The organism is Akkermansiaceae bacterium (genome assembly GCA_024233115.1).
Taxonomy (GTDB): domain Bacteria; phylum Verrucomicrobiota; class Verrucomicrobiia; order Verrucomicrobiales; family Akkermansiaceae; genus Oceaniferula.
In genome coordinates this window covers 864,639-889,380 of sequence record JACKQB010000001.1, presented here as the reverse complement: position 1 = coordinate 889,380, position 24,742 = coordinate 864,639, and the positions used below count along the sequence as shown (strand labels likewise).

The following is a 24,742-nucleotide window of genomic DNA, read 5'->3' as shown; positions in this document are numbered from 1 at the left end:
TGAATCATTGCTCGAAAGCACTTTATTTGGCAGGAATCTTTATCTCCCTACCCGCATAAAGCTTGTTAGGGTCTTTGATGCCGTTGAGCTTCAAGATCGCATCACGTGACACTTTGAAGCGATTGGAGATACGCCACAGAGTATCACCACTCTTGATCGTGTAACGTTGTCCACTATCGGTGACTCCCGTTGCAACAACGGGTGCCGGACGATTGGGTTTGACTACGATAGCCTTGGGCGCGTTGCTCACATCCAACTCATCAGCACGGTCCACGGCTTTGAAGGGTGGCTTTTTCGCTGGGTTGCGGTCTCCATCAATTACTGCCACGCTGGGTGGTTCAGCTCTTGGAGTAGGGTCCACAGGCCGGGACGAGAGCTCGGCGGGGAGATCGAGGACTACACCGGCGCGCAGTGGTCGGTTGCTGTTGAGTGCCCTCAGGGCTTGCTCATCAACGTTGCGGGCTTTGGCGATACGCATATAGGTGTCACCGGTGACAACGATATAGCGCTCGGATTCCGGGTCTGTGTGAACCGGTGCCGCAGCTGGCGTTGGCACGGGAGGAGCGGGTGTGGCTACGGGCTCAGGGACATCCGTCGAAGCGGCGGCCACGGCGGCCACGGGCTGGCTGGACGGTGGTTGCTGGCCTTGGTTCGCGGTGTTATCTCCTTCATTCCCAAAAAATGTGCTGTGTACATAAATGGCGGCGATAGCCATGATGTGCAGGACCAGGATGACCAGAAGAGCTCGACCGATCCCGATGTTAGGCACATCGGATTCAAGCTCAACGTGTGGATCGACAGCGGCAGTCGTAGATGCATTCAGCCTACGTTTGCGGCCAGTCTTGGCATAGAGGACCCGGTAGTTGGAACTAGCTGGGTTGTTTCTTTTGGTTTGGATGGTTTTTTTCATAACGACTAGTGGGTTGGGTTGTTGGTTAGGGCTTGGGGGTTATTGGTTAGGGCTTTACTTCAGTTCTTTGACGATACGGCGGAAGCAGTCGCCGCGTTCTTCATATCCGGTGAACATATCGAAGGATGATGTCCCCGGAGAGAAAAGTATGGTGTCACCATGTTCGGCCATGGATCTGGCCGTTGTCACAGCCTCTTCAAGGGTAGAGGCGATCACTGTGGTGATGTTGTTGGAAATGGATGCGAAGGTGTCGGCAAGCTGTCGGGCGATCTCACCAAACACCACAATCCCCTTGGTGGTGGCTTGCAGCCGGGGGAGCAGCTCGGTATAATCGAGTCCTTTCTGCTTTCCACCAGCGATGAGGACAACCGGCCGGCCTTGCGAGCGCAGCGCACTATCGAGTGCGTGCAGATTGGTGGCTTTGGAATCATTGATGTACTCGACACCATCGAGCGTGCGCACCAGTTCACAGCGGTGGAGCGGGGGTGCGAAGCCACGCAGTGCCTCGTTGGCATCCGCTGCTTGCACACCGAGGGCGGCACACGCGGCAAAGGCAGCCATCACATTCTCCGCATTGTGAAGGCCACGGAGACGGGTGATGGACAGATCGATGATTTTGTTGTCGCCCTGGCATATCCAGCCATCATTTAATGTGTAGTCGGCATCGGCCTCCGTGGAAAACGTGCTGACCATCCCGTTGATCTTACCCACCTCCTCACCTGCACGGATGATGACGTGATCATCCCCGGTTAGGTTTTCAAACACGCGGAGTTTCGCCTGTTTGTAGGCTTCAATCGTCGGATAACGATCCATATGATCCGCTGAGAAATTCAACCAGATGACGACGTCAGGGTGAAAATCCCTGATGCTTTCGAGCTGGAAGGAACTCACCTCAAGGGCTGCTGCGGTGGGAGGTTCCTCGAGCAGAGGCAGGGAGGAAAACGGATCACCGTAGTTGCCGCAGGGGAGGCAGGAAATACCGCAGTGGTTCAGGATACGGTCGACCAGTTCAGTGGTGGTTGTTTTCCCATTGGTCCCGGTGATGGCTACGATACGGCCTTGGTAGTAGCGGTAACCGAACTCCACTTCACCGATCATTTCACCGGCATTCCTTTGGTATGCCTTGACAAAATCAGTCGTGCCATCGATTCCCGGTGAGAGGACCAACAAATCACAACGGCTCGCCTCCCCTGTGGCCACGGTGGCGTTCGGCACCAGCTTCACCCCCTCCGGCATACCGGCGATCTGCTGGCGTGCATCATGCACAGACACATCCGCACCGTGGGCCTGCGCAAGCGCGGCCGCTGCCTGGCCACTTGCGCCGGCACCGAGAATGATGACATGTTTGTTGTTAAGGTCCATGTTAGACAATTTTTAGAATGGCGATTCCGACCAGCCCGCTGAAGATGGAAATAATCCAGAACCGGATGATGACCTGGCTTTCATGCCATCCGCGCAGTTCGAAGTGGTGATGGATGGGCGACATCGCGAAGATGCGTTTTCCGGTCGTTTTAAAGCTGGCGACCTGAAGGATCACCGAGAGGGCTTCCATGACAAAAACCCAGCCAATGATCACGAGCAGGAGTTCCTGTTTGGCACAGATGGCCGCCGTGGCCAGTGCGCCACCAATGGCGAGTGAGCCGGTATCCCCCATAAAGACTTTTGCCGGATGACAGTTATGCCAGAGGAAACCGAACCCGGCACCTACGAGAGCCATCAGAAAGACCGAAAGCTCCACCACATGGGTATTAAACGGGATAAACAGATATTCCTTCGCCATGTAGGCGTGCCCAGCAACATAGGCGATGACAGCGTAGGAAAGAGCCACGGTGATCGTGCAGCCAGTGGCCAATCCATCGAGGCCGTCGGTCAGGTTGACCGCATTTGAGCAGCCCACCACGATGACGGCAAAAAACGGGATGTATAAATACCCCATATCAAAAAGCGACTGCTTAAAGAGGGGGAACGTGATCTCACTGATCTTCATCGGGGTATCCACGAGAGTATACCCCATGTCCCTGGTTTTGAAAAAGAGGAAGGTCGCGGCCACACAACCGATGACAAACTGCCAGAACAGCTTGGTTTTGCCACTCACCCCATCGGAGCTCTTGAGCTTCACCTTGGTGTAGTCGTCCATAAACCCAAGCAATCCGAGAGCCAGCATCACGCAGGTGGTGACAGCGACAAAGGGATTGAGGGGGCGACCGCAGAGCAGCACCGCGATCAACACGGTTCCCAGGATCATGACGCCCCCCATTGTAGGCGTTCCAGCCTTGCCACCGTGTAGCTCGTTGAGTTTATGCACCTCCTCGGCGCTGCGGATCGGCTGGCCGACCTTGAGTGAAACCAGCTTGCGTATCACCCATGGTCCATAGGCAACACTGAGGATGAATGTCATCATACATGCGATTCCGGCGCGTACCGTAACGTATCCAAACAGCCTGAGGAAGCTCATGGTATCCGCCCATTCGGCACCCGCTTTAAGTTGCTCAAGCCAGTATTCGTAAATCCAGTATAACATTGGTAAATTTTGTTTTTAGTTCTGAGGAAATGCTCGGTGCATCACGTTTTCCATGCCAGCCATACGGCTTCCTTTGAAGAGCACGTTGTCCCCTTCCCTGCAAAAATCCTTGAGCCATGCGGCGGCGGAATCGGCGTCGCCGAACTGCTTGGCGGTCTCAACCAGCTCGCTGGCACCCTGGTGGATTTTATCAACCCCGGCGCCCACGGTGACGACTTGAAGGTTTTTACCGGCCGCCAGCCTACCGATCCGCAGGTGTTCGGCATCCGCATGCACTCCAAGCTCAGCCATCATGCCGAGAACCACCACACGGCGTGCTCCGTTATTCACCGGCAGCTCGGACAGGGTTTCAATGGCTGCGGCCACGGAGTCGGGGTTGGCATTGTAGGTGTCATCGATCACGGTGATCCCATTGGAAACATAACGACGAAGCCGACCGCTTGTCAGCACTGCGGCATTCAAGCCCGCGGCGATCTCAGCTGAGTCCATCCCAAGGGAGTAGCCCGCCGCAGCAGCTAACAGGGCATTGTTGACCATGTGCCTGCCACTCACAGGAATCTCCACTGCCACGTCATCCTGGCCATCGATGCAGAGCTTAAAGGCCGAGCCGGTCTCCGTCATTTTCAACTCCTCGGCTCGCACGGCCCCCCGGCCATTGCCGGCAACGATTACCTTGGCCGGAGTGCGTTGAATCAAGTAGTCGACAAAATCGCAGGTGGCGGGGACGATGAGTGTCCCTTGTTCAGGCAGGGCGCGGGCAAGGGCTCCCTTTTCCTCCGCAATCCCCTCGCGGGTGCCGAGAAATTCAATATGTGCGGTGCCGATGTTGGTGATGATACCGATGTCAGGTGCTGCGATCTCGCACAGTGGTGCAATCTCACCAGCATGGTTCATGCCCATCTCCCACACACAGACCTGATCGATTTCCTCCGTGGCAAGCACACTCAGAGGCAGGCCGATGTGATTGTTTAGATTCCCCCTGGTGGCATTGACCTTGAATTTCCGGGTCAACACGGATGCGGTGAAATCCTTGGTGGATGTCTTGCCGTTCGATCCGGTGATGCCGATCACACGGACATCCAACTGCCGCCGGTACCACATGGCCAAACGCTGCAGGCCGATCAGGGTGTCCTTCACGACAACCACCGGCACGCCGAGGTCGGCACCGGCCTGTGGCAGCTCGTCAAGCATCAGGCAGGCCGCTCCCTTTTTCGCGGCTGCCGGGGCAAAGGCGTGGCCATCAAAATGGTCACCGCGCAGAGCGATAAACAAACACCCCTCCAGCAAGCTCCTGGTATCGGTGGAAACCGAGGTCACCAGCACATCTGCGCCCCCACCCAGAGCAGCGGGCATGACCAGCTCTCCGCCTGTGGCGGTGGCTATCTCTGTGACGGTCAACGGTTTCATGGGATGTTAGATGTTAACAATACTTTATTCGAGGGGCTTTTTGAAATTGATTGCCTTGTAGGCGGCCCTGCGGTCGTCGAACTCGATGCGGTTTCCGGCGATTTCCTGATAGGGTTCGTGCCCTTTTCCCGCGATCAGCACGATGTCGCCTTCCTCTGATAGATTGACAGCAGTTTGTATGGCAGCCATGCGATCCGGGATACTCTGGTAGCGTTTTCCGACCATGCCTTTTTCGATATCGGCGATAATGGCAGCGGGATCTTCCGAGCGCGGGTTATCCGAGGTAATGATACAGAAATCACTACCCTCGGACGCTGCGGTGCCCATCAACGGGCGTTTGGTCGCATCCCGGTCACCACCACAGCCAAACACGGTGATCAGCCGGCGCGGCTTGGACTCCTTCAGCGCGGCACACGCATTGACCAGCGCGTCGGGAGTGTGGGCGTAATCGACAAATACCGTAGCTCCATCGCGGGTGCCTATACTCTCCATCCTGCCGGGAACCTGGGGGGCATCAGCAAAAGCGCGGACCGCATCACGCGGTTTGATCCCAGCTGCTATACAGGCCGCGAGAGCCGCCGTGCAATTGAAGACATTGAATTTACCAATGTAGGGTGTGCGCACCAGGTATTCGCGTTCTTTGTATTTGACCTCAAACTCAGTGCCCCGAACGTTCTGGGTTTCACGACCGATACGCATGTTGGCATGCACGCCGTGGCCATAGGTGATGAAGTGCAGCCTGTCCTTGAACTCCTCCACCAGACGCTGGCCGTAGGGATCGTCCAGGTTCACTACCGCGGTGGTTTTTTTGTTCCCCTGCTGGGTGGCAAGAAGCTCAAACAAACGCATCTTGGCGACAAAGTAGTCGTTCATATTGCCATGGTAATCGAGATGGTCCTGGCTGAGGTTGGAAAACACCGCGACATCCAACTGCAGGCCATCGGTGCGCTTTTGCTCAAGGGCATGGGAGGAAATTTCCATTGCCACACCGCGGCAGGCGTTATCAGCCATGGTGCGGAGAATCGATTGCAACTCCACTGGCCCGGGAGTGGTGTGGGTGGCCGGCCTGACACTGACGCCGTCATTGACCTGCACCGTCCCTAACAAACCAGCACGCATCCAGACGCTTTCCATCACGGCGTGGGTAATAAAGGCGGTGGTGGTTTTACCGTTGGTCCCGGTGATCCCCACCACCTTCATCGCGGCCGACGGGTGGGCGTTCCACTCGCAGGCGAGTGCCGCCACCGCAGCGCGCGCATCCGGCACATGCGCCCAGCAGACATCATCACGGTGTGTCTCCGGCGGGGCGACTTCGGAAACAATGGCGCAGGCACCTTTTTCCAGAGCCTGCGGGATATACTGCTGACCATCGGCATCGCTACCGCGGACGGCGACAAACACGCTACCTGGAGCGACCTCACGGGAATCCGAGGTAAGCCCGGTGACATCCTTATCGAGATCACCGGAGACGGTGGCCTTTTCCAGACAGTTGATGAGTTGACGTAAATTCATGTGATTAATGGCTCGTTTGAGCGAGTGGTTGGGTGGCCGAGTCGGGGTCGATGGGTTCGGTGGGCTCCAAACCCATACGGTTGGCAATGCGGGTGGCGACCTTGGCGAAAATGGGAGCCGCGATGGTTCCGCCGTAGCGTTTCACCTCCGTGGTCTGCGGGTCATCAACGACGACGACACAAACGAATGCCGGTTTCTCGGCAGGCATCATCCCGGCGAAGGAAACGGTATAACGACCAGGCAGGTAGCCACCGCCGGGGTTGATTTTGACGGTGGTTCCGGTCTTGCCGGCAACTTTGAAGCCATCAACCTTGGCCCGGCTGGCCGTACCTTTGACATCGACCACCGTGGCGAGCGCACGGCGCATTTTTTGGGCCGTGGACTCCTTGATCACACGGCGCACTGGCTTGGGTTTGAATTTCCGGATGATCGCCCCGTTGTTTGCCATCACCGATTTCAGAAGCTGGGGTTCCAGCAGTGTGCCACCGTTGGCAATGGCTGAGTAGGCGCAGGCGACTTGAAGCGGGGTGACACTAACAGCATAGCCGTAGGAAACGCGTGAGAAGTCGGTCGGGTTACCCGTGTCACGCACCACACCGGCACTTTCGCCAGCCATGAGGATGTTGGTTTTGGCACCGAACCCGAAGTCGTGCAGGTAGTTGAAAAACTTCTGCCGCCCGAGTTGCAGCGCAATTTTATACGCTCCGATGTTACTGGATTTTGCCAACACCTCCTCGACGCTCAACATACCGTACGGGTGGTGGTCGGGAACCTTCACACTGCCTACCTGATACCTGGCGTGGTGGCAAAATATCCGGGTTCCCGGACTCACCAAACCCTGGTCGAGGGCACCTGCGGTTGAGATGATCTTGAAGGTGGAGCCCGGCTCGTAGATGGCCTGGGTGGCAAAGTCGAATCCGTTCTCGGCAATATTTTCCCGGGTGTTCAGGTTATAGGTCGGGCGGCTTGCCATGGCAAGAATGGCACCCGTGTTAGGATCCATAAGGATGATCGTCCCCTTCTGCGCCTTGAACTCGGCAAGCCCTGCATCGAGCTCCTCCTCAAGAATGCTCTGCATCCCCATATCAAGGGTGAGCTGCACATTCAAGCCATGTGCCGGAGGCCGGATTGTTTGTGGTTTGGCCACAGCGAGCAACTCAAACTTGTCACGGTGGGTGACCACAAAGCCATCCCGACCGGCCATGATTTCGTTCATCTTCCTCTCAATCCCTGCCCTGCCTTTGACTACGTTTTTGGCATCATTCTCATCCTCGCCCACATAGCCGATGATCGCAGACGCCATCGTTGGCATGACATACCAACGTTTTTGCCACTCTTCAAAAACGAAGGTATGCAGAATGGAATACTCGCGTGCAAGCTCCATGAGTTTATCAGCATCATCCTCTGATAGGTCAGGCTTGATCACCACATACATCTGCTTCTCGTTTTCAAGCTTCATTCGCTCACGAAGCTCGTGTGGGTGCATTCCCAACGGGCGTGCGAAAATATTGATGACATGGGCGATGTGTTGTTCGATGATCACATCCGCCTGCATTTCATTTTTCAGCTTGCTCGCACGGGCTTTGATTTTCCTGTTGCGCGTAGCCAGGTCCCAATGTTGCCATTCCGGGGTCTCGCGGAGTTCTTTGTTCGCCAGGGAGTGTGTGGCAGGGCCAATGTCACGCAGGAGTTTCTTGTCCAGGGCGAGCCGGGCACGTGGAATGTTGCGGGCCACGAGCTGGTTGTTGCAGTCAACGATGCAGCCGCGGTTCGCCTTCAGGATTTGTTTCCGCACCGAGACCCGGTCCGACTTTTTGGCATAGTCCGTCGCCTTGACCACCTGGAGGTAGATGAGGCGCGCCGATAACCCACTCAGCCCGACCACAAAGGTCAGGCAGAGAAAGAGGCAACGACGATGAAAGACGGCTGGGTTCACACGGGATGGCTGGTTAGGGGATGGCTTTCGCTACGGCAGATGAATCACGGGGTGACTTGGCGACCTGGGGCAGGCTGTGGGGGTGGATTTTCTCTACCGAACTGGCAGGCACGTCCCTTAGTTTCGAGCCGGCACGGACGAGGTCGTCCCGGATCTGATAGATGTTGAGTTTCTTGTCGATTTTCACCTGCAGGCTGTTGATCGAATCCTCGTGATCGCTGATACGCTGCTGGGCTTTATCAACATCCCGCATCACCTCGACGTGGCTGTTTTTCAACCAGGCATGCAAAAAACCACCCGTCATCAGGACGAGCGCTGCCAAACCGAGCAGTGTCATCTCGGTAATCGAGAGGCGACGTTGTTTATTGCGGTGTTTGTTCATACTACGGGATGGGTTAGATTTTCTCCACTACCCTCAGCTTGGCACTGCGGGAACGTTTATTGCGCCGGATCTCCGCATCACCCGCGGTAATCGGGCGGCGTGTGACCAGCCTATACTGGTAGCCGGGATTGGGGCGCGGCTCGGGCCACTCTTTGCGGTCGATGTGTGACTGGGATGCGTGTTTGAAAAACTGCTTCACCATCCGGTCTTCGAGGCTGTGGAAGGTGATAACCAGCAGTCGGCCACCGGGGTTCAATAGCTGGCCTGCATTTTCCAGAAATCGACGGAGCACGCCGAGTTCGTCGTTGACCGCAATCCGGATGGCTTGGAAAACACGGGTGGCGGGGTGGATCTTACCACTTGGTCCCTTTGCGCGGGGCAGAATGGAGGCGATGAAATCGGCGAGACCGGTGGTGGTTACAAATGGTTCGCTTGCACGGCGCTCGACGATCCGCTTTGCGATCTTACCACCGGCCCGTTCTTCGCCATACTCATAGAACATGGTCCTGAGATCTTCCTCTGAACAGGTATTCACCAGGTCGGCGGCCGTTTTGCCACCGGAGCGATCCATACGCATGTCGAGGGGGCCGTCCTTGCCAAAGGAAAAGCCGCGGCCTGCATCATCCAGCTGCCATGAGGAAACCCCGATATCGATCAGGATGCCGTCCACTTTCCCAACACCCGCATCAGCGAGCAGGCGGGGAAGATCGCCAAAGTTACCACGCAGCGGCGTAAAGTGGTCCGTGTATGGCTGAAGCCGCTCATTGGCAAAAGCATGGGCCTGCTCATCCTGGTCCACCCCGATCACCCGGGCGCCGGCCTTGAGCATCGCCTCGGTGTGGCCACCGCCGCCAAGGGTTCCATCGACGATGGTTTTTCCTTTTCCCGGCGCCATGCAGTCGATCACCTCATCCAACAGGACCGGGATGTGATAGCTTGCTTGGGGTGACTTGTTTGTATTAGATTCCATACACTGCTCCATACGTTGTTGCGCGATTCCAGCACCAAACCAAGTTGCGCAGCCGGGGTGGGACTCCCTCCAAGTTGTCCCAACCCCGACAGCTACCAACTTTGTTTCAGTAAACAACATGAATGCGTAAGGGTGAACTGCATGGTGTTATCAGCGTGTATCCAGAAAAGTATTGTTCGTTAGTGCATCGCGCGGCCTGATGGGCACAACGGTTTGAAGGCCGTGCAGGGGTGGGACTCCCTCCAAGTCATCCCAACCCCTGCACAGACATCTTCTCGCCGGTCGTCCAGCGGTTGTGTCAGTTGTGTATCAGCGTGTTGCACAGGAAAGTATTTGTTTGGCCTAGAAGAACCCGAACTCTGCGTTGTAGTCCTCGACGATCTTCTCGTCGTGGGCGCCGCGTAGCTTCTGGTGGTTCTCCTCGTTTAAAATCTCGATAAAGTTGCCGCGACCGCACAGCACCAGACCGTCGCCGGGCACAAGCCCGGGATGGTCCAGCAGCGCTTTGGGGATCGTCAGCTTACCTTGGTCGTTGACGCGGGCCTGGGTGCACCGCTCGAAGATAATGCCGATGATGTTGCGCTTGTCTGCGGGGGATCGCTGGCTGTCATGGACTTCCTGCTGCATTTTCTCGAACTCGGCTTCGGTCAGGACACGCAGTGTCGGGAAACCCTCGTTGGAGGAAACCATCAGGCGCAGCACGCTGTTCGCAATCTCTGAACGCCATTCACTGGGGATGGAAACACGACATTTCGTGTCCATCTTGTAGGGATAATTCCCTCCCATGCTGTGATTCTTAGTGCCCATTAATACACGGAGTGTGCTGATTCGAGCCCTTTAGTACACTTTAGTGCACCTCAGGTCAACACCTAAAGAAGGTATTTTTTCAAAAATCACGGGCAATCTATCGTTCGTGATTATTTGGATAGGTTAATGAGAACCTCCCGAAGACTTATGTTTATTAGCATCAATGAGGTAGAATGACAAGGGTTTCCCGATGAAATACCCGTAAAATAATCGTGTCCATCCGGACGCGTGAACCTTCAGAAATCCAAGGTCCGATTGAAACATGCCGTGAGCAACTACCTGCCATCGAGCTGGAGTTCGACCTCGTGCAGCAGTTCTTTGAATTTTTCCATCGCTTCACGGTTGGCGTTACGGATGTATTCACGGCACTCCGGGTTCGCCTGGATGAAGGCCATATCGTTTTCCTTGAGGGTATAATAATCGACCGAGCCCTCCTTGCCGTAGAAATAGTGACCCTCCGACGCCTGCTTGTAAATCCGTTTCATGTAGTCGGCCTTTGCATCAGCGGGCACCTTGGGCATGTGTTGCATTGCCTTGTCGATTGCGCCCCCTGAAATCAGGCCGGCAACCATATCCGACCATGCCCTGTTCACCGGCTCGCCCTTCGCCTCCATCTGCTCCAACCACGCGACCCTCCCCTCGTAGCCGTCGATTTTTTGGAAGACGTCGTAAACCCTCGCCGCACGTTCTCCCAAGTCGGCGGACCGCGACAAATACCAGTCGGCCGCTTTTTCAAAATCCTCCACCCTGGCATGGTGAAACACGGTTGAATCCAGGTCATCATTGCTGCCGTGCTGTTCCAGCCATCGTTGGGCGCGTTTCCAATCCTGTTCGGCGATCACGGCAAACGCCCCGCTGTCAATCAACCCGGTCTCGGGGTCACGGGTGATTTGGGCAAGCGCCTCAAGCCCGTCGGCTCCCAGCGACTGCGCCACCCCCCGATACCAACCGTCCTGGCCATATCCGAACATCTCCTCGCCCAACTTGTTTTTCAAAGACTCACGTTGGCCCGGAAACAGAATGGCGAGGCGTTGGTAAAATGCATCCAGGTCCAAATTAAAGTAGTTTGTACCGAAGGGATCATCACCAAAAGGATCATCAGACCGCTTGCCCCTCTTGTATTCCTCGATCATCTCCAGTGCCGCCGACCTGGTCATCGCCACCGCCCATTCCGGATGGTAGGGCAGTGCCTCCCTGGCAAGGTTCATCTGGACCTCGAGCACATCGCCCCCCTCCTTGGTCGACTCGCGTTCGGTGGCCCACTGCAACGCACCATCAGGATCGAGCTCCGCCCATCTCGCCAGCAGAAGTGCCTCTAACTGATCGTTGTCCTGCCCGTTGACGGATGCCTTTTTTATTAAACCCATCACATCGGGATACTCGGAAAGCTCCGTTTGTATCACCCATGCATAGAGCCGGGCGACCTCTGAAGCGCCTATCGGCATGGAGGCAAAGGGATCATCTGATTGCCATTGCGGATGATACGCAGCCAGCAGCACCTTCAGCTCGGCGGCCCGACGGCTCTCCGCGGTACGCATGGACCGCTCGCGCCTGGACCGCTGTCTCTTCTCCGCCCGCTCCCCCTCGACCACCGAAGCCGCACGCGCATCCCGCGGCGACTTCCCCCCGCCGTTGTGTGCCGCATACTGTTTCCCCACACTTAAACTCCCCATCATAAACACCAGCACCAACAACACACCCATAGCCAGCCACCGACGGTTGATTTTCATGAACGCATGTTAGCAAAGTACCGACGGAGAGGAAGTCGATAGTTCCCAGTTTATACGCAACTTATTCACAACATGGATGGACAGGCTGCGCTTTATTGCCAACTTATCAACATTCGTCGCGGACCGCGATGCCTGGGGCAATCGACACGCTGTGAATAACCTGGGGATATCTCCGGTCGCATTGTGGACAAACACCTGAAACCCCTTGTTGTTCAAGGGGAAGGAGGTGATTTCAACGTAAAAATGTCATGTTAGGGAATTCGCATCGACCGGGTAAACCCGACAATGGTCCGACAACTGGGAAGATCTCCATAACATCGATCAATCAACCGCCTACGCAGTCCCCACGTCACAAACCGTCTTTTCAAGCCGAGCAACCCGCCGTTTGCGCACAACTTATTCACATACCATGCCGGAGCTTCCGACACAGTAGGGTCTCAACGGACACCGGGGAAGTGGTCGACGTACTTGATTTTAAAATCGGGGAAGTGGTTGACGATCTGGATTTTGTAGTCGGGGAAACTGTTCACTATTTTCCACAGTCCGGGTTTTGTCGGGAAGTGATCCACCTTCTTGACCTTCAAATCGGGAAAGTGGTCGACTACTTTGACTTTGTAGTCGGGAAAACTTCTCACGAACTGGATACGTCCGTAGATTCTGGATACGTCCACCTGTTTTCTAGCCATCGTCTGTCTCCTTGTGTCGGGTTGATTACCTACACGGGGTTCGACGTATGGGAGAGCGGATTATTCAGCCCAATCAACCTCTTTCCCTGCGGCCCAGAGATCCTCGAGGCCGTAGAGGTTGCGTAGTTCCGTGTGCATGATGTGGACCATCACATCGATATAGTCCATCACCACCCAGCGGGAATCGGCATTGCCCTCGGAATTGACGGTGTGGACGCCGTATTTTTCAATGACCTCCTTCTCGACGTCACGCATCACCGCCTTGAGGTGCGGCAGCGAGGTACCGGAACAAACCACCATAAAATCGGTCAATGATGACACGCCGGTAAGGTCGAGGACGCGTATGTCCTCGGCCTGCATTTCCTCCGCAGCGCGGGCGCATGCGATGGCGAGTTCTTTTCCTGCGATAGCCATGGGGGATGTGGTGTATAGAGATAAAAAAACCGCCTGACTGGCGGTATCAAGGGTGTGGGGTGACTGCGAAACGAGGGAAATGGAGCATAGCGGATTCGAACCGCTGACCCCCTGCATGCCATGCAGGTGCTCTACCAACTGAGCTAATGCCCCTCATTTCCTTCCTCCCTGCCTTGTTCCAAGTCAGGAAAAAGCGGGGAGTGCGGGGCGGAATTATCCCACCCGGAGCCTTGTGGCAAGATGTTTTTTCAGCGGAATTTCATTTCCATGGTCCAAATGCCGCACGCTTTACTCTCCACCCGCCTTTTGAAGCCATTGCCGAAGCTCCTGGGCCACCCCCAGTGTGCGCTCAAGTCGCTGCTCCTTTTTCCCCACCCAGGTGGCAGGTGAAAACACGGGATGGGTTGCCCAGACCGAAGGGGGCGTCCCACTTTCGGATGCAGCGACCGCTGCGCCTGTGGAGAGATGCTTCCACCATGCCTGGTCGGCGGGAGTGGGGGTGACCACCTGCCACTCCGGCTCCCCGGTGGCCGGTGTTTGATCCATGGTTTTCACACCGATGATTCCAACACAGCTTTCCCCGGGCTTGAGACAGCGATCGACAAGCCAGCGGTTTTGTTGCCCGGAGGGGCGGTTCATGGGAAGGAAAACAAAGCGTATCGTCCGGTCGCAGCCTTCCCGGGCCATGGAGGATGCCAACATCATCAGAGTGGAGACCACATTGGCATCGGCCACTTGACCCGCGCCGGAGTAGGAAACGGCTGCAAAAACAACCTCGTCGGGTTTTTTATCCCCTCGGATCTCAACCGACAGGCTTTTCCAAAGCAGTCCGTAGGCGGCCTCACCCTCACATTTTTTGACGGGGTATCCGACGTTTTGAGGACCCAGCCGACCCTCGATCATCGATTCCGCCCGCTTCATACCCACCCTGCCCTGCTCGGTTTCCACATCGCGCTCACCGATGCGGTCGGTGAACTTGTTCACCATGTCCTCGAGATCGGAAACACGCAGACCATGCGAAATGATCACGGCATGATTTCGCTCTTCCTCCCGCTCCAGGTGGAAATACATGATCATGAAAACGATGGTTCCCAAGACCACCCCCACGGGCAGAACCATGAGTAGTATCTTGTAGACCCTGGGTGACTTCGTTGATGTTTCGTCAGACATTTTGGTTGTTATTCAAAATTTTCGCGACCTCGGCGGCAGCGCGTTCGTGGGCACCCGGCTCGCCGAGCATGGAGGCGGTGTCGATCAGTTTCGCGCGCAGTTTTTCGCGCGCGCCTGTATCGGTCATCAGCTGGGAAAGGTTGTTTTCCAACTGGCAGGGCTCGGCGTCGCCCTGAATCAGCTCCTCCACCACTTTTTCCCCGGCGAGGATATTGACCAGGCCGATATAATCCACCTTTACCAGCATTTTACCGATCACCCAGGTTGGCCAGGAGATTTTATAAACCAGGCAGTAGGGCAAGCCAAGTGCGGCCGCTTCCAGTGTTGCCGTGCCGCTGGCCACCACACCACAGGTGGCACGCTGCATCAGCGAGTGACTGGTGCCGGTTTGCAAAGTGATCACCGCCGCATCAGGCAGTTTACCCGCCTCGATGATCTTGCGCATCCTCTTTTCCAGTTTCTCCGAGGCCGCCGCGGCTTCAAACCTCCACTCCGGATGGTGTGAGTGCATCCGGCGGGCGGTCTCCACCATCATCGGAAACAACCGTTCGACCTCTCGTTCGCGGCTACCCGGAAACAGGCCTATCAGGTTCTGCTCACGGGGCAGGTCTTCACGTTTCTCCTCAAGTTCATCCACCAAGGGGTGCCCGGTAAACACCGTGGGCAATCCGGCCGATTCAAATATTTCCTTCTCGAAGGGAAAAATACAAAGCATCAGGTCCAGGGTCTCGGCCATCTTCGGTATCCGGCCTTTGTTCCAGGCCCATACCTGCGGGCTGATGTAGTAAATGATGCGCGTAGCCGCCAGCTTCTCTTTGACCGCGTGGGCGAGCCGAAGGTTAAAGCCGGGGTAATCGATGAGGATCAACACGTCGGGTTTCAGCTGCACAACTTCGTCCAGCATTTCAGTGAATCGCTGCTTGAACCACTTGTAATGTTTCAAGACCTCCCAAATCCCCATCACAGCGGCATCCTCGACCCAGTCGGTGATACCGTCGCCGCCCACCCCCTTCATCAAGGGGCCACCGGCACCGTGAAAGACGACATCCGGCACCTGTGAGCGCAATGACTCCATCAGGCAAGCCCCGTGGGTATCCCCGCTGACTTCACCGGAAACCATGTAGATGCTCTTCTGTTTTGCTTCGCTCACTGGCACAGCCGTAGCTTGTTGCGAAAAAACTTCAAACGCAATACATCTTGCGCCTTACTTCTTTCATCTTACTTCCCAAAAGCATGCGCATCGACATCATTACCCTGTTTCCTGAAATCGCCCTCGCCCCCTTGAGCGAAAGTATCATCCGCCGGGCCAGGGAAAAAGGCCTGGTCGAGATTCATGCCCACCCGTTACGCGATTGGGCCAAGGGCAAACACCGGAAAACGGATGAGTATCTCTGCGGTGGAGGGCAAGGGATGCTGCTGATGCCCGGCCCGATCTTTGCCGCTGTGGAGGATCTGAAACAAGACGACACCCGCGTCATCCTGATGACCCCCCAAGGCAAACCGTTTAAACAGGCCGACGCGCAGCGACTCTCCACCGCCTCCCACCTGATCATCCTCTGCGGTCACTACGAGGGTGTGGACCACCGGGTGATCGACTCGCTGGTCGATGAGGAAATCTCCATCGGCGACTACGTGCTTACCAACGGAGCCATCGCCGCCGCCGTCGTCACGGACGCCATCACCCGGCTCATCCCAGGTGCGTTAGGTGACGCCAGGTCTCCCGAGGACGAATCATTCACCAACCCCAACATGCTGGAGGCACCGGCCTACACCAAACCAAACGATTTCCGCGGCATGAAGGTTCCCGATGTCCTGCTCAGTGGCGACCACGGAAAGATTGCAATCTGGAAAAAGGAACAGGCTCTTAAACGCACCCTAGCTAACAGGCCAGACCTGACGAAAAAACCTCTTGAGTGAATATGGAGCGTCAAGGCCAATAACGCGAGCCGACAACAACATATGGCATGAATCTATTCCGGAAGTCCATCCATTGATTTCGCCAATTCCCCCAATCACTCCAGACAATTTTTCACCCATACCCGCATCACATTGAGACACGTCTGCTTTTTCCTCGACTCCCTCTGTCAATGTCCGGGCACCGCTCTTGCGTTTTTCGCTGAAAGGTTCACGCGCCGCGGAACCTCTGCAAGCACCTACCCAATCCCAAGGTAATACCCCCTCGAATACACCGGTTTCATCCGCGTAAGGAAACCATTATCGGCAGAGTGGGTGAGGTAACGGGGTGGCGCGGGACAGGGGCAGTGAAACGCAGGGCCGTGGCGAAAACCTCTGGGGCACGCACCGGGAAGCAGGGTGCATTACTTGTTAGGCGCACTACCTGGTGGGCGTTTGTTTGTTTCAAGCTCGGCGATATGGTTGTCAAGCAACCCGGTGAGTTGTTTGACGATTTCCGGGTGTTGTTTGGAGACGTCTGTTTTTTCGGAGATGTCGGTGCTGAGATCGTAGAGAGCGAATGCTTTGGCCTTGGGGTTTGGCTTGATGAGTTTCCAACGGTCGGTGCGGACGCCGTGGGTGCGGTAGAAGAATGCGCTGTGCGGGGACTTGGCATTTTCCTGCCCCTGCATCAGCGGCAGGATGCTGGCGCCGTCGATTTTCTTTTCCGGGAGGGGCGCGCCGGTGATGGCGGCGATGGTGGGGAGGAGGTCGATGGTGGACGCCAACTCTGCGCAGGTTTTGTCCTGTGGGATTTGCCCTGGCCAGCACATCACGGTGGGCTCGCGCATGCTGCCTTCCCAGTGTTCGAATTTGTATCCGCGCAGGGGTTTGGCGGAGCCGCCGATCTTGCGGTTTTTGTTGCCCTTGACCTTGTCGGTGGCGTTTTGCTTGAAGTGCCACGGGCCGTTGTCCGAGGTGTAGATGATGAGGGTGTTCCCGGTGAGTTCGAGCTCGGCGAGCTGTTTGCGGATCTGGCCGACGGACCAGTCGATCTCCTCGATGCAGTCTCCGTAGAGACCGGCGTCGCTTTTCCCCTCGAACTTGGGTGAGGCGTAGAGCGGGATGTGGGGCATGGTGTGCGGCATGTAGATGAAGAACGGCTTGTCGCGGTTCTGTTTGATGAATGCGACGGCTTCCTCGGTGTAGCGTTTGGTGAGGGTGCTCTGGTCGGCGGGGTATTCGATGACACGGGTGCCGCGCATCAGGGGGACGTGGTTTCTAACGGGCTTCCAGATGTTTTTTTCAGTGATGCCATTGCGGAGGACGATATTTTTGTCGAGCTGCATGCCCTCGGCGATGGTCATGTCATTGCTGTAGGGGATGCCGAAGTAGGTGTCGAATCCCTGCGCCGTGGGGAGGAACTCGGGCAGGTGTCCGAGGTGCCATTTGCCGATGCAGGCGGTGGCATATCCTTTGCTTTTGAGGATTTCGGCGATGGTGGCCTCCTTGGGGTTGAGGCCTCTCTTCATCTTCGGGAAAAGCACCCCGAGGTTACCGACGCGCTCCGGATAGCAGCCGGTGAGCAGCGAGGCGCGGGAGGGGGTGCAGACGGAGGCTGCGGCGTAGAAATGGGTGAACCGCATACCGTCGCGCGCCATCTGGTCGATGTTCGGGGTCTTGATTTTTTCCGCCCCGAAGACTCCGAGGTCCTGGTATCCCTGGTCATCGGTGAAGATGATGATAATGTTAGTGGGCTTGGTTTCCGCGTAAACGGAGATAGTGACGAGGGCGATGATGAGAAATCCGATGATCGTGATGAGTGAGTGGCGTTTCATGATGGAGTAATGAGTTTTGGCCATGTGGATACATTGTTTTCGCGGGTATCTCCTCAATTCAAGATTGATGCAGATGTTAGCTTGATACTAGTCCCCACACCCGCCGTGCCAAGGAGATTCTCAGCAGGAGATTCTCAGCAGCTGTTTTTTGAATGTGATAGCAAACGGTGTTAATGTCGGATCGAGAACCAAGGTGCGGCCATCGACGAGCGATATTTCGGTTAGTCGCCAAGCGTGGAAAAGCAGGTAAGTCAGTTAGGATGAGATCTGCGCAAATGGAAGCGGGTTGGATAAATACACAGCATCTCGTCCGGCTCCATTATCCCATTACCGACGTATCACGGCAGGGTCACGTGTTTGAGAAGAAATTGACGGCGGTGGGGAGGATCCACCAGAGGACGATTTGTCCTAACAGGATACCGAGGACAACCGGGCGGGTGGTGATATCGGGGAGCTGGGCGGTGCGTTTGGCAAAGCGGTTGAGGGTGCGGAGGGAGTTTGTGAACTCGATGGCGACGGCGGCGAGAAGGAAAACGAGGGGCAGCGGGTGGGCATCCCAGCTGGGGGCGATTTGCCACCATGCAAGGACAAAACCATAGGTGCCGAATCCGAAGATGAGGGCGATAAGGAGGGGGATGGCGCCGATATCCTGCCATGCGGTGTATCCCTCATCGTTTTTGACAAACATGAGGGCGGCGGGAAAGGCGAGGACGAGGACGGTGAACTCGAGGGTGGCCAGCTCGAGGATGAATCCACCAAGATCGCCCTCGCGTAGGATCTGGGCGGTGGCCAGGATGGCGGTGGGAACGAGGATGGCGAGGAGGCGCGCGAACGGGCGGCGGGATGCCTCCTGTTCGCTGAGCACCATACCGATTTTGAGGATGTCGTAGACGAGCAGGGCGGCCCATCCGAGCAGGACGGTGGCCACCGGGTTGGGGTGGAGCCTTTCGATGACAATCCAGTAGGCGAGCCAAGGGAGGACGAAGAACCAGGCAATTTCGATCCAGGAGAGGATGCGCACGGGGAGATTACGGGTCGCGGGCGGATTACTGTTCACACTGGAGAGGTGGGAAAATGGTCTGGAGAGGGAGGGTAATGTGAGAACGGTAACCCAACTACTCTTTTCCTAACATCTTGTCGATCTTGGTCACCAGCTTATGCGGGCAGCGGCCTCGCTGGTACTTGTTCCAAATCACCTCGCGGAGTTTCTCCAGAAGTTCCACCGGGATCGGGTCGTGATGCTGCCATTCCTCATCATCCTTCATTTGGGAATACATTTTCCACTCGCCAGCATGATAGGTGGCACGGAAATACTTTTTCCCTTCCTCGTTTTCTTCTCTCCATTGGTGTTTCTGCATGGCGCCATGCTATAGCGGAATTCCAGCCGATGAGAATGTGAAATTTCATCCATTCCAGTCATTGACGTGACGCAGGATATTGATGACAATGAACTTCGTGAAACGCCTCATCCAGAGTGACCTCACTAAAATACTCATCTTCTTCATCCTTACCCTCATCAGCGCAGCCGTCGTTTCTCCCTGGCTGTATAACATGGGTAAGTTTGTCGCTGAGGTAGGAGAATCGCGCAACCTCAATGTCGTGATGAACTGGTTGGCCCAGAAGTGCGCGCATGCCGAGTTTCCACGCTACTTCAACCGGGCACTGGTGATCTGCGCACTTGTGCTGGCCGGGCCATTCATCATGTGGATGAGGCTGGGAAAAGATACCCGTCAACCTCGACCCAGCCCGTGGCGGATAAAATTACCGAAACACTGTACCGCCCACGATCCCGGCCAGGCGCTCACCCGCAACCCCCATGCTTTCCTGCATCTGGTTACGGGATTTTTACTCACCGGCAGCCTGCTCACCCTGATGGTCTGGTTGCTGCTGATGACAGGTTGGTTTTCGCTTCAGCACCCAATCGACTGGTGGCTCGTCACCCGCGAGTCCCTCGGCTCGGCTGTGTTTTCAGCCATCATAGAAGAGTGGATCTTCCGGGGAATCATCCTTGGCATCTTTTTGCGAGCCATGCGCCCTGCACCCGCCATCGTAATCGTCTCCTTGTTCTATGCGTCCATCCACTTCCTGCTCCCCCCGGTCGGTGTCAAGGTCATCAACCCCGGCGATGCCGATGCCGGCTTCAGGATGGTCGCCCTGGTAGCCCGGCGGTTTTTGAGTCCCCAAGATTTCTCACTGGGATTCATCTCACTGTTAGTGGTCGGCCTCATCCTTGCGTATGCCAGATACCGGACAGCTTCGCTCTGGCTGCCTATCGGCCTGCACATTGGGTGGGGGTATGTACACCGGATTTTCCAAATAATCACCGAGCTCAGCGGCGACCACCTCGCCTCTGCGGAAGTCATCATAGGAGCCGACCGGAAATCGGGGCTGCTGCCGCTGAGCCTGCTGATTGCCACCGGCTTGCTGGTGCATGTTTTCGTGCAAATTTCAGAGGAAAAGCGTAAACTCCGCACATAACACCCGACAACGTTGAACCGTCTATTGCAAAAGGCAAACCGACTGCTGGATCTCATCTATCCGGCCACCTGCCATCTCTGCCATTGCCCGCTGACCCATGGTCGTCATCTTTGTGAGCCTTGTGGCGAGTCGCTACACTACATCGAAGCTCCATTTTGTTCTCGTTGTGGCGAGTGTTTCGACGGCAAAATCGACGATGTGTTTATTTGCCCTAACTGTCACGGCCTCGAACTTGATTTCGAGTTCGCCCGGGCCGCCCTGCATAGTGAAGGCGATGGCAGGACACTGGTGCATGATTTCAAATACCGTCGCCAGATCTACCTCGCTGACGAATTGGGACGACTGATCAAGACAGCACTCGACGACCCCCGTTTCCAACCCTACCTCGACCGCGGAATCCTGGTGCCGGTGCCACTTCATTGGCTCAGGCTACGCAAGAGGAAGTTCAACCAGTCGGAGGAAATCGCAGCAAGCCTGGCAAAAATAACCAGCCTGACACTCGTCAATGCGCTGAAACGGATCCGGAACACCGAAACCCAGACGAGGTTCAGTCGTGCCAAGCGTCTTGAAAACCTTGCTGAAGCATTTGAAGTTAGAAAAAAATATCAATCCCACATTCATGGCAGGGAGATCATCCTGGTCGATGATGTTTTCACCACGGGGTCCACTGCCAACGAATGCGCCAAATTACTCATGAAGCATGGCGCATCGCGGGTAGCGGTCCTCACCCTGTTACGTGGATGATGTTAGACCCTCCATCCGGGTTCCTCTCTATCGGCGGCACTAACTTGATGCCACCATTCTTCCATTCATATGGAAAAATCCTCCCAGTTTCTCTTGTCAAGTGCTTGTCTGGCGGCCTTGGCCTCTGCGTCTTTTTTGCTGTTCCCGGTGCCCTCACCGAGGAGAAAGTCCTTCCACACAACACAAACCTTGAATGACTTGTTATGATCCGGACCGCTTTCCTCAAGCACTTGATAGACGGGACTCTCGGGTGCCAGGGCCTGCAATTCCTCCTGCAACTGCCCCTTCGGGTTTTTTTCCTCGGGAGATTCAGCCACTTGTTCAATCCACCGACTACAAACCATTTCCACCGCCGATCTCGCCGCGTCAAGACCGCCGTCGAGATAGACCGCTCCCATAACCGACTCAAAGGCATCCGCCAAAGTCGATGCCCGGCCTCGCCCCCCGGTGGATTCCTCCCCCTTGCCCATCATGATGTATTTTCCAAGGTCCATGCCAATGGCAAACTGGTGCAAGGCATCACGCGAGACGAGCCGCGCCCTCAACTTGGTTAGTCGTCCTTCCGAAAACCCGGGAAACATTTCATAGAGTCGCTCGGTGAGCACCAGTTGGATCACCGCGTCGCCCAGGAACTCGAGACGCTGGTTGTCAAAATGCGGTTTCTGTGTTTCGTACGCCAGACTTGGATGAGTCAAAGCCTCCGCCAGTAGCAGCGAATTCCTGAATTTATAACCGATGACCTTTTCCAGTGTTAGCATAGAACGTTCGTATATCTTATCGTGGCGCCCCCACACCCGCTGACGGGAAGCTAGCAAAAAAACCTCTGAGGAAAAGGAGGAAACAACACGATTATCCACAAATGCGCGGGAATATCGCGACAGAAAAAATGGGGTGACTGACGGGGATCGAACCCGCGACAACCGGAATCACAATCCGGGGCTCTACCACTGAGCTACAGTCACCATCGCTACCTCTCCGAAAAGAGGGCTGCCGCGCGGGGATAAGGTATTCCCCGCACCTTGCAAAGTCAAAAATGATCCAAGGGATGAAAAATTTCGCACTTACCCTTCAACCTGCGAGATGAATGGCCCGTCAGCCCGGCTACCGCAGTGAGTCCCGGACCTGCTTCTTCCCTAGCATGAAGAAGCTGAGAATGGGATACACCATCATGACTACCGCAGTAGCGATACCTGAAATGATGGCAAAAGGTCCCATCATGGCTCCCATGTTCACATCTGTCTGGCCGCTCATCCTCTCCAGTGCCTCCCCCACTTCCCTCATGACCGGGGCCTTGACCAGTAACACGATGGCAATGCCGAACAATTTGTGCAGTATCGACAAACCACTGTAGATGTTGGATATCTTTCGACCCTGCGTACGATATTTCACCAGCTTCAGACCAGCGACAATAAGCAATACGGCCAGGACCAACGAGCCAGCAGCTGAAAGCACATCCCATTTCTGGGTCTCGTAAAGGGGTTGCATCGCTTCCCTCATCCCCTCACGGACCTCCTTGGGATAAGCCGCAAACTGCATCGCTTCGAGCTTCTCTTTAAAAACGGTCCCGGCGATACCGATGACCCCGAACACCAAGCCCAGGCCACCAAACACCAGATGTAGAATGCCAAAGACCTTGGGCACCGCACTGACATTGGCTGAGGGCACTGTGTCCGGCTGCATTTCCGATTGCGGGGGCTGGTAGGGGGACATTCCTTGACTCATGGAGGTATTCTATCCCTATTGGGGAGAGTGCGTAAAGTCCCATCTTCCGACTCGACACACGCGCTCAATCACTCCAACCTCCGCGCGCCATGACCCATTCTGTCGAAGATGCCCTGAACATCCTGACCACCGGAACCGCCAAAGTCCTCAGTGAGAAAGAACTGAAGGACAAACTCGCGCTCGACCGCCCTTTGCGTATCAAGTTCGGTGTCGACCCCACAGCCCCTGACATCCATCTCGGTCACACCGTCCCCCTCGAAAAGCTGCGCCAGTTTCAAGAACTGGGACATCATGCCATTCTGCTGATCGGGGATTTCACCGCCACCGTGGGCGACCCCACCGGACGCAGCACCGCCCGTCCGCCGCTCACGCGCGATGAGGTTCTTGAAAATGCTAAAACCTATACCGAACAAGCATTCAAGGTGCTCGACCGCGCTAAAACAGAGATTATTTTCAATGGCGACTGGTTCCGCAAGATGAATTACGAGCAGATCCTCAAGCTGAACGCTCAGGTGACCTTGCAGCAAATGCTGCAACGGGAAGATTTCAAAGAACGCGTCGCCGAAGGCAAGGAGGTCAGGCTGCACGAACTTCAATACCCCATCATGCAAGGCTGGGACTCGGTTGAGCTGCAGTCCGATGTCGAAATCGGCGGAACCGACCAATTATTCAACATGCTCGTGGGCCGCGACCTGCAAAAGGAAGAGGGACAACTCCAGCAGAGCATCATCTGCATGCCCCTTCTCGAAGGGCTCGACGGGGTGAAGAAAATGTCCAAATCCGCCCACAATTACGTCGGCGTCAGCGAGGAACCCAACGAAATGTTCGGCAAACTGATGTCGATCTCCGACGACCTCATGGACCGCTATTTCACACTGCTGTTAGGACAGCAGCGCGACACCGCACTCCATCCGATGGAGGCTAAAAAACAGCTCGCCACCAGAATCACCGCGCGTTACCACGATGAGCCAAGCGCCACGGATGCCCTCACCACGTGGGAAGCTCGGTTCTCAAAGCGCGACACGGCTGCCGGTGCCACCGACCTTGCCCTGGCCAGCTTGCCAGCGGACCCGGATGTCATCACCCTGGCTGCCTTCGCCTTTGAAAAGGCCTTCAACCTCAAAAAATCCAACGGCGAACTTCGCAAGCAATTTATCACCACCGGTGCCGTCCAACTCAACGGCGAAAAACTCACCGACCCCATGGCGAGCGTATCCCCAGCCGCCGGAGACATCCTCCGCCTGAGCAAAAAACACTCCGTCAAATTCAACTGAGTCACCAGCCCCCCGCCATGAACCAGCAACCACCCCCCATCCACCGAACACCGGCCTCTGACGCTACGGGCGGTGTGATCCCCTACAAAAACGTTCCCTCATTAGTCGGATACTACCTTGGAGTATTCTCACTCATCCCGGTGATCGGATTATTGCTTGGGCCGGCTGCAATCATACTTGGCATCATCGGATTCCGTGCCTATCTGAAGCAACCCGGCAGGCGTGGCCAAGTCCATGCCTGGGTTGCCATTGTATTGGGCACGCTCACGGTCATAGGCAATCTCTTGTTCCTCAGCGTCCTCTTTTTCAAATAACCCCCATCCCCTGCACACAGTCCCAACTTAAATA

General features: G+C 55.9%; 24 protein-coding genes and 2 tRNA genes. 5 read left to right on the top strand and 21 right to left on the bottom strand.

Features of this window, described 5'->3' with window-relative positions; all coding sequences use genetic code 11:
- Positions 1–22: 22 nt before the first annotated feature.
- The 15 genes from H7A51_03795 to lpxB form a co-directional block, all read right to left on the bottom strand.
- Complete coding sequence (locus H7A51_03795; GenBank protein ID MCP5535340.1) at positions 23–910, bottom strand: LysM peptidoglycan-binding domain-containing protein; 888 nt, start codon at positions 908–910, stop codon at positions 23–25.
- A gap of 54 nt (positions 911–964) precedes the next feature.
- Positions 965–2,272 carry a UDP-N-acetylmuramoyl-L-alanine--D-glutamate ligase gene (gene murD / locus H7A51_03790; protein MCP5535339.1) on the bottom strand — a complete coding sequence of 436 codons (1,308 nt, stop codon included), beginning with the start codon at positions 2,270–2,272 and terminating at the stop codon, positions 965–967.
- A gap of 1 nt (position 2,273) precedes the next feature.
- Entirely contained in the window at positions 2,274–3,431 is a 1,158-nt protein-coding gene (mraY, locus tag H7A51_03785; protein MCP5535338.1) for a phospho-N-acetylmuramoyl-pentapeptide-transferase, read from the bottom strand.
- Between the two features lie 15 nt (positions 3,432–3,446).
- Positions 3,447–4,838: a UDP-N-acetylmuramoyl-tripeptide--D-alanyl-D-alanine ligase gene (gene murF, locus H7A51_03780; protein ID MCP5535337.1), complete on the bottom strand. Its 1,392-nt coding sequence runs from the start codon at positions 4,836–4,838 to the stop codon at positions 3,447–3,449.
- Positions 4,839–4,862: 24 nt separating this feature from the next.
- Positions 4,863–6,350 (bottom strand): UDP-N-acetylmuramoyl-L-alanyl-D-glutamate--2,6-diaminopimelate ligase, encoded by a 1,488-nt coding sequence (locus tag H7A51_03775; protein ID MCP5535336.1) that lies wholly within the window; start codon positions 6,348–6,350, stop codon positions 4,863–4,865.
- A gap of 4 nt (positions 6,351–6,354) precedes the next feature.
- Positions 6,355–8,286: a penicillin-binding protein 2 gene (locus H7A51_03770; protein MCP5535335.1), complete on the bottom strand. Its 1,932-nt coding sequence runs from the start codon at positions 8,284–8,286 to the stop codon at positions 6,355–6,357.
- Between the two features lie 13 nt (positions 8,287–8,299).
- The gene (locus H7A51_03765) at positions 8,300–8,668 is read right to left on the bottom strand and encodes a hypothetical protein (protein MCP5535334.1); all 369 of its coding nucleotides are present in this window, start codon (positions 8,666–8,668) and stop codon (positions 8,300–8,302) included.
- Between the two features lie 13 nt (positions 8,669–8,681).
- The gene (rsmH, locus tag H7A51_03760) at positions 8,682–9,638 is read right to left on the bottom strand and encodes a 16S rRNA (cytosine(1402)-N(4))-methyltransferase RsmH (GenBank protein ID MCP5535333.1); all 957 of its coding nucleotides are present in this window, start codon (positions 9,636–9,638) and stop codon (positions 8,682–8,684) included.
- Between the two features lie 342 nt (positions 9,639–9,980).
- The gene (locus tag H7A51_03755) at positions 9,981–10,400 is read right to left on the bottom strand and encodes a hypothetical protein (protein MCP5535332.1); all 420 of its coding nucleotides are present in this window, start codon (positions 10,398–10,400) and stop codon (positions 9,981–9,983) included.
- Positions 10,401–10,720: 320 nt separating this feature from the next.
- The gene (locus tag H7A51_03750) at positions 10,721–12,175 is read right to left on the bottom strand and encodes a hypothetical protein (protein ID MCP5535331.1); all 1,455 of its coding nucleotides are present in this window, start codon (positions 12,173–12,175) and stop codon (positions 10,721–10,723) included.
- A 437-nt stretch (positions 12,176–12,612) separates the two neighbouring features.
- On the bottom strand, positions 12,613–12,861 hold the full coding sequence (locus tag H7A51_03745) for a hypothetical protein (GenBank protein ID MCP5535330.1): 249 nt from the start codon (positions 12,859–12,861) through the stop codon (positions 12,613–12,615).
- Positions 12,862–12,921: 60 nt separating this feature from the next.
- A complete protein-coding gene (gene rsfS, locus H7A51_03740) occupies positions 12,922–13,275 on the bottom strand; it encodes a ribosome silencing factor (protein MCP5535329.1) in 354 nt (117 codons plus the stop codon).
- A gap of 80 nt (positions 13,276–13,355) precedes the next feature.
- Positions 13,356–13,428 (bottom strand) — tRNA-Ala (locus H7A51_03735).
- 135 nt (positions 13,429–13,563) lie between these two features.
- Complete coding sequence (locus H7A51_03730; GenBank protein MCP5535328.1) at positions 13,564–14,445, bottom strand: hypothetical protein; 882 nt, start codon at positions 14,443–14,445, stop codon at positions 13,564–13,566.
- Positions 14,438–15,565 (bottom strand): lipid-A-disaccharide synthase, encoded by a 1,128-nt coding sequence (gene lpxB, locus H7A51_03725; protein ID MCP5535327.1) that lies wholly within the window; start codon positions 15,563–15,565, stop codon positions 14,438–14,440. Before lpxB ends, H7A51_03730 begins: the two co-directional genes overlap by 8 nt.
- A 113-nt stretch (positions 15,566–15,678) precedes the next feature.
- Between lpxB and trmD the strand changes: the two genes are divergently transcribed.
- On the top strand, positions 15,679–16,362 hold the full coding sequence (trmD, locus tag H7A51_03720; protein MCP5535326.1) for a tRNA (guanosine(37)-N1)-methyltransferase TrmD: 684 nt from the start codon (positions 15,679–15,681) through the stop codon (positions 16,360–16,362).
- Between the two features lie 401 nt (positions 16,363–16,763).
- Here the strand turns inward: trmD and H7A51_03715 are convergent, their stop codons facing one another.
- From H7A51_03715 to H7A51_03705, 3 genes are all read right to left on the bottom strand, one after another.
- Positions 16,764–18,176: a sulfatase gene (locus H7A51_03715; protein ID MCP5535325.1), complete on the bottom strand. Its 1,413-nt coding sequence runs from the start codon at positions 18,174–18,176 to the stop codon at positions 16,764–16,766.
- Between the two features lie 349 nt (positions 18,177–18,525).
- A complete protein-coding gene (locus tag H7A51_03710; protein ID MCP5535324.1) occupies positions 18,526–19,233 on the bottom strand; it encodes a hypothetical protein in 708 nt (235 codons plus the stop codon).
- Between the two features lie 58 nt (positions 19,234–19,291).
- On the bottom strand, positions 19,292–19,534 hold the full coding sequence (locus H7A51_03705) for a hypothetical protein (protein ID MCP5535323.1): 243 nt from the start codon (positions 19,532–19,534) through the stop codon (positions 19,292–19,294).
- A gap of 97 nt (positions 19,535–19,631) precedes the next feature.
- On the opposite strand from H7A51_03705, the gene H7A51_03700 reads away from it, so the two are divergent.
- Both H7A51_03700 and H7A51_03695 read left to right on the top strand, forming a co-directional pair.
- Entirely contained in the window at positions 19,632–20,654 is a 1,023-nt protein-coding gene (locus tag H7A51_03700; protein ID MCP5535322.1) for a CPBP family intramembrane metalloprotease, read from the top strand.
- Positions 20,655–20,666: 12 nt separating this feature from the next.
- Complete coding sequence (locus tag H7A51_03695) at positions 20,667–21,398, top strand: ComF family protein (GenBank protein ID MCP5535321.1); 732 nt, start codon at positions 20,667–20,669, stop codon at positions 21,396–21,398.
- 65 nt (positions 21,399–21,463) lie between these two features.
- Here H7A51_03695 and rnc read toward each other — a convergent pair whose 3' ends face one another.
- The 3 genes from rnc to H7A51_03680 all read right to left on the bottom strand — a co-directional run bounded on the left by rnc (position 21,464) and on the right by H7A51_03680 (position 23,120).
- Complete coding sequence (gene rnc / locus H7A51_03690; GenBank protein MCP5535320.1) at positions 21,464–22,156, bottom strand: ribonuclease III; 693 nt, start codon at positions 22,154–22,156, stop codon at positions 21,464–21,466.
- A gap of 129 nt (positions 22,157–22,285) precedes the next feature.
- Positions 22,286–22,360: transfer RNA gene (locus H7A51_03685), tRNA-His, on the bottom strand.
- A gap of 139 nt (positions 22,361–22,499) precedes the next feature.
- Positions 22,500–23,120 carry a hypothetical protein gene (locus H7A51_03680; GenBank protein ID MCP5535319.1) on the bottom strand — a complete coding sequence of 207 codons (621 nt, stop codon included), beginning with the start codon at positions 23,118–23,120 and terminating at the stop codon, positions 22,500–22,502.
- 89 nt (positions 23,121–23,209) lie between these two features.
- Between H7A51_03680 and H7A51_03675 the strand changes: the two genes are divergently transcribed.
- Together H7A51_03675 and H7A51_03670 are read left to right on the top strand one after the other, a co-directional pair.
- Positions 23,210–24,394 carry a tyrosine--tRNA ligase gene (locus H7A51_03675; GenBank protein ID MCP5535318.1) on the top strand — a complete coding sequence of 395 codons (1,185 nt, stop codon included), beginning with the start codon at positions 23,210–23,212 and terminating at the stop codon, positions 24,392–24,394.
- 17 nt (positions 24,395–24,411) lie between these two features.
- A complete protein-coding gene (locus tag H7A51_03670) occupies positions 24,412–24,708 on the top strand; it encodes a DUF4190 domain-containing protein (protein ID MCP5535317.1) in 297 nt (98 codons plus the stop codon).
- The last annotated feature ends 34 nt before the right edge of the window (positions 24,709–24,742 follow it).

What these genes read in the sequence shown, in the direction of transcription:
- H7A51_03795 (MCP5535340.1), bottom strand. Translation starts at nt 910, where the DNA reads ATGAAAAAAACCATCCAAACCAAAAGAAACAACCCAGCTAGTTCCAAC.
- murD (MCP5535339.1), bottom strand. Translation starts at nt 2,272, where the DNA reads ATGGACCTTAACAACAAACATGTCATCATTCTCGGTGCCGGCGCAAGT.
- mraY (MCP5535338.1), bottom strand. Translation starts at nt 3,431, where the DNA reads ATGTTATACTGGATTTACGAATACTGGCTTGAGCAACTTAAAGCGGGT.
- murF (MCP5535337.1), bottom strand. Translation starts at nt 4,838, where the DNA reads ATGAAACCGTTGACCGTCACAGAGATAGCCACCGCCACAGGCGGAGAG.
- H7A51_03775 (MCP5535336.1), bottom strand. Translation starts at nt 6,350, where the DNA reads ATGAATTTACGTCAACTCATCAACTGTCTGGAAAAGGCCACCGTCTCC.
- H7A51_03765 (MCP5535334.1), bottom strand. Translation starts at nt 8,668, where the DNA reads ATGAACAAACACCGCAATAAACAACGTCGCCTCTCGATTACCGAGATG.
- rsmH (MCP5535333.1), bottom strand. Translation starts at nt 9,638, where the DNA reads ATGGAATCTAATACAAACAAGTCACCCCAAGCAAGCTATCACATCCCG.
- H7A51_03755 (MCP5535332.1), bottom strand. Translation starts at nt 10,400, where the DNA reads ATGGACACGAAATGTCGTGTTTCCATCCCCAGTGAATGGCGTTCAGAG.
- H7A51_03750 (MCP5535331.1), bottom strand. Translation starts at nt 12,175, where the DNA reads ATGAAAATCAACCGTCGGTGGCTGGCTATGGGTGTGTTGTTGGTGCTG.
- H7A51_03745 (MCP5535330.1), bottom strand. Translation starts at nt 12,861, where the DNA reads ATGGCTAGAAAACAGGTGGACGTATCCAGAATCTACGGACGTATCCAG.
- rsfS (MCP5535329.1), bottom strand. Translation starts at nt 13,275, where the DNA reads ATGGCTATCGCAGGAAAAGAACTCGCCATCGCATGCGCCCGCGCTGCG.
- H7A51_03730 (MCP5535328.1), bottom strand. Translation starts at nt 14,445, where the DNA reads ATGTCTGACGAAACATCAACGAAGTCACCCAGGGTCTACAAGATACTA.
- lpxB (MCP5535327.1), bottom strand. Translation starts at nt 15,565, where the DNA reads ATGGTTTCCGGTGAAGTCAGCGGGGATACCCACGGGGCTTGCCTGATG.
- trmD (MCP5535326.1), top strand. Translation starts at nt 15,679, where the DNA reads ATGCGCATCGACATCATTACCCTGTTTCCTGAAATCGCCCTCGCCCCC.
- H7A51_03715 (MCP5535325.1), bottom strand. Translation starts at nt 18,176, where the DNA reads ATGAAACGCCACTCACTCATCACGATCATCGGATTTCTCATCATCGCC.
- H7A51_03705 (MCP5535323.1), bottom strand. Translation starts at nt 19,534, where the DNA reads ATGCAGAAACACCAATGGAGAGAAGAAAACGAGGAAGGGAAAAAGTAT.
- rnc (MCP5535320.1), bottom strand. Translation starts at nt 22,156, where the DNA reads ATGCTAACACTGGAAAAGGTCATCGGTTATAAATTCAGGAATTCGCTG.
- H7A51_03680 (MCP5535319.1), bottom strand. Translation starts at nt 23,120, where the DNA reads ATGAGTCAAGGAATGTCCCCCTACCAGCCCCCGCAATCGGAAATGCAG.
- H7A51_03675 (MCP5535318.1), top strand. Translation starts at nt 23,210, where the DNA reads ATGACCCATTCTGTCGAAGATGCCCTGAACATCCTGACCACCGGAACC.
- H7A51_03670 (MCP5535317.1), top strand. Translation starts at nt 24,412, where the DNA reads ATGAACCAGCAACCACCCCCCATCCACCGAACACCGGCCTCTGACGCT.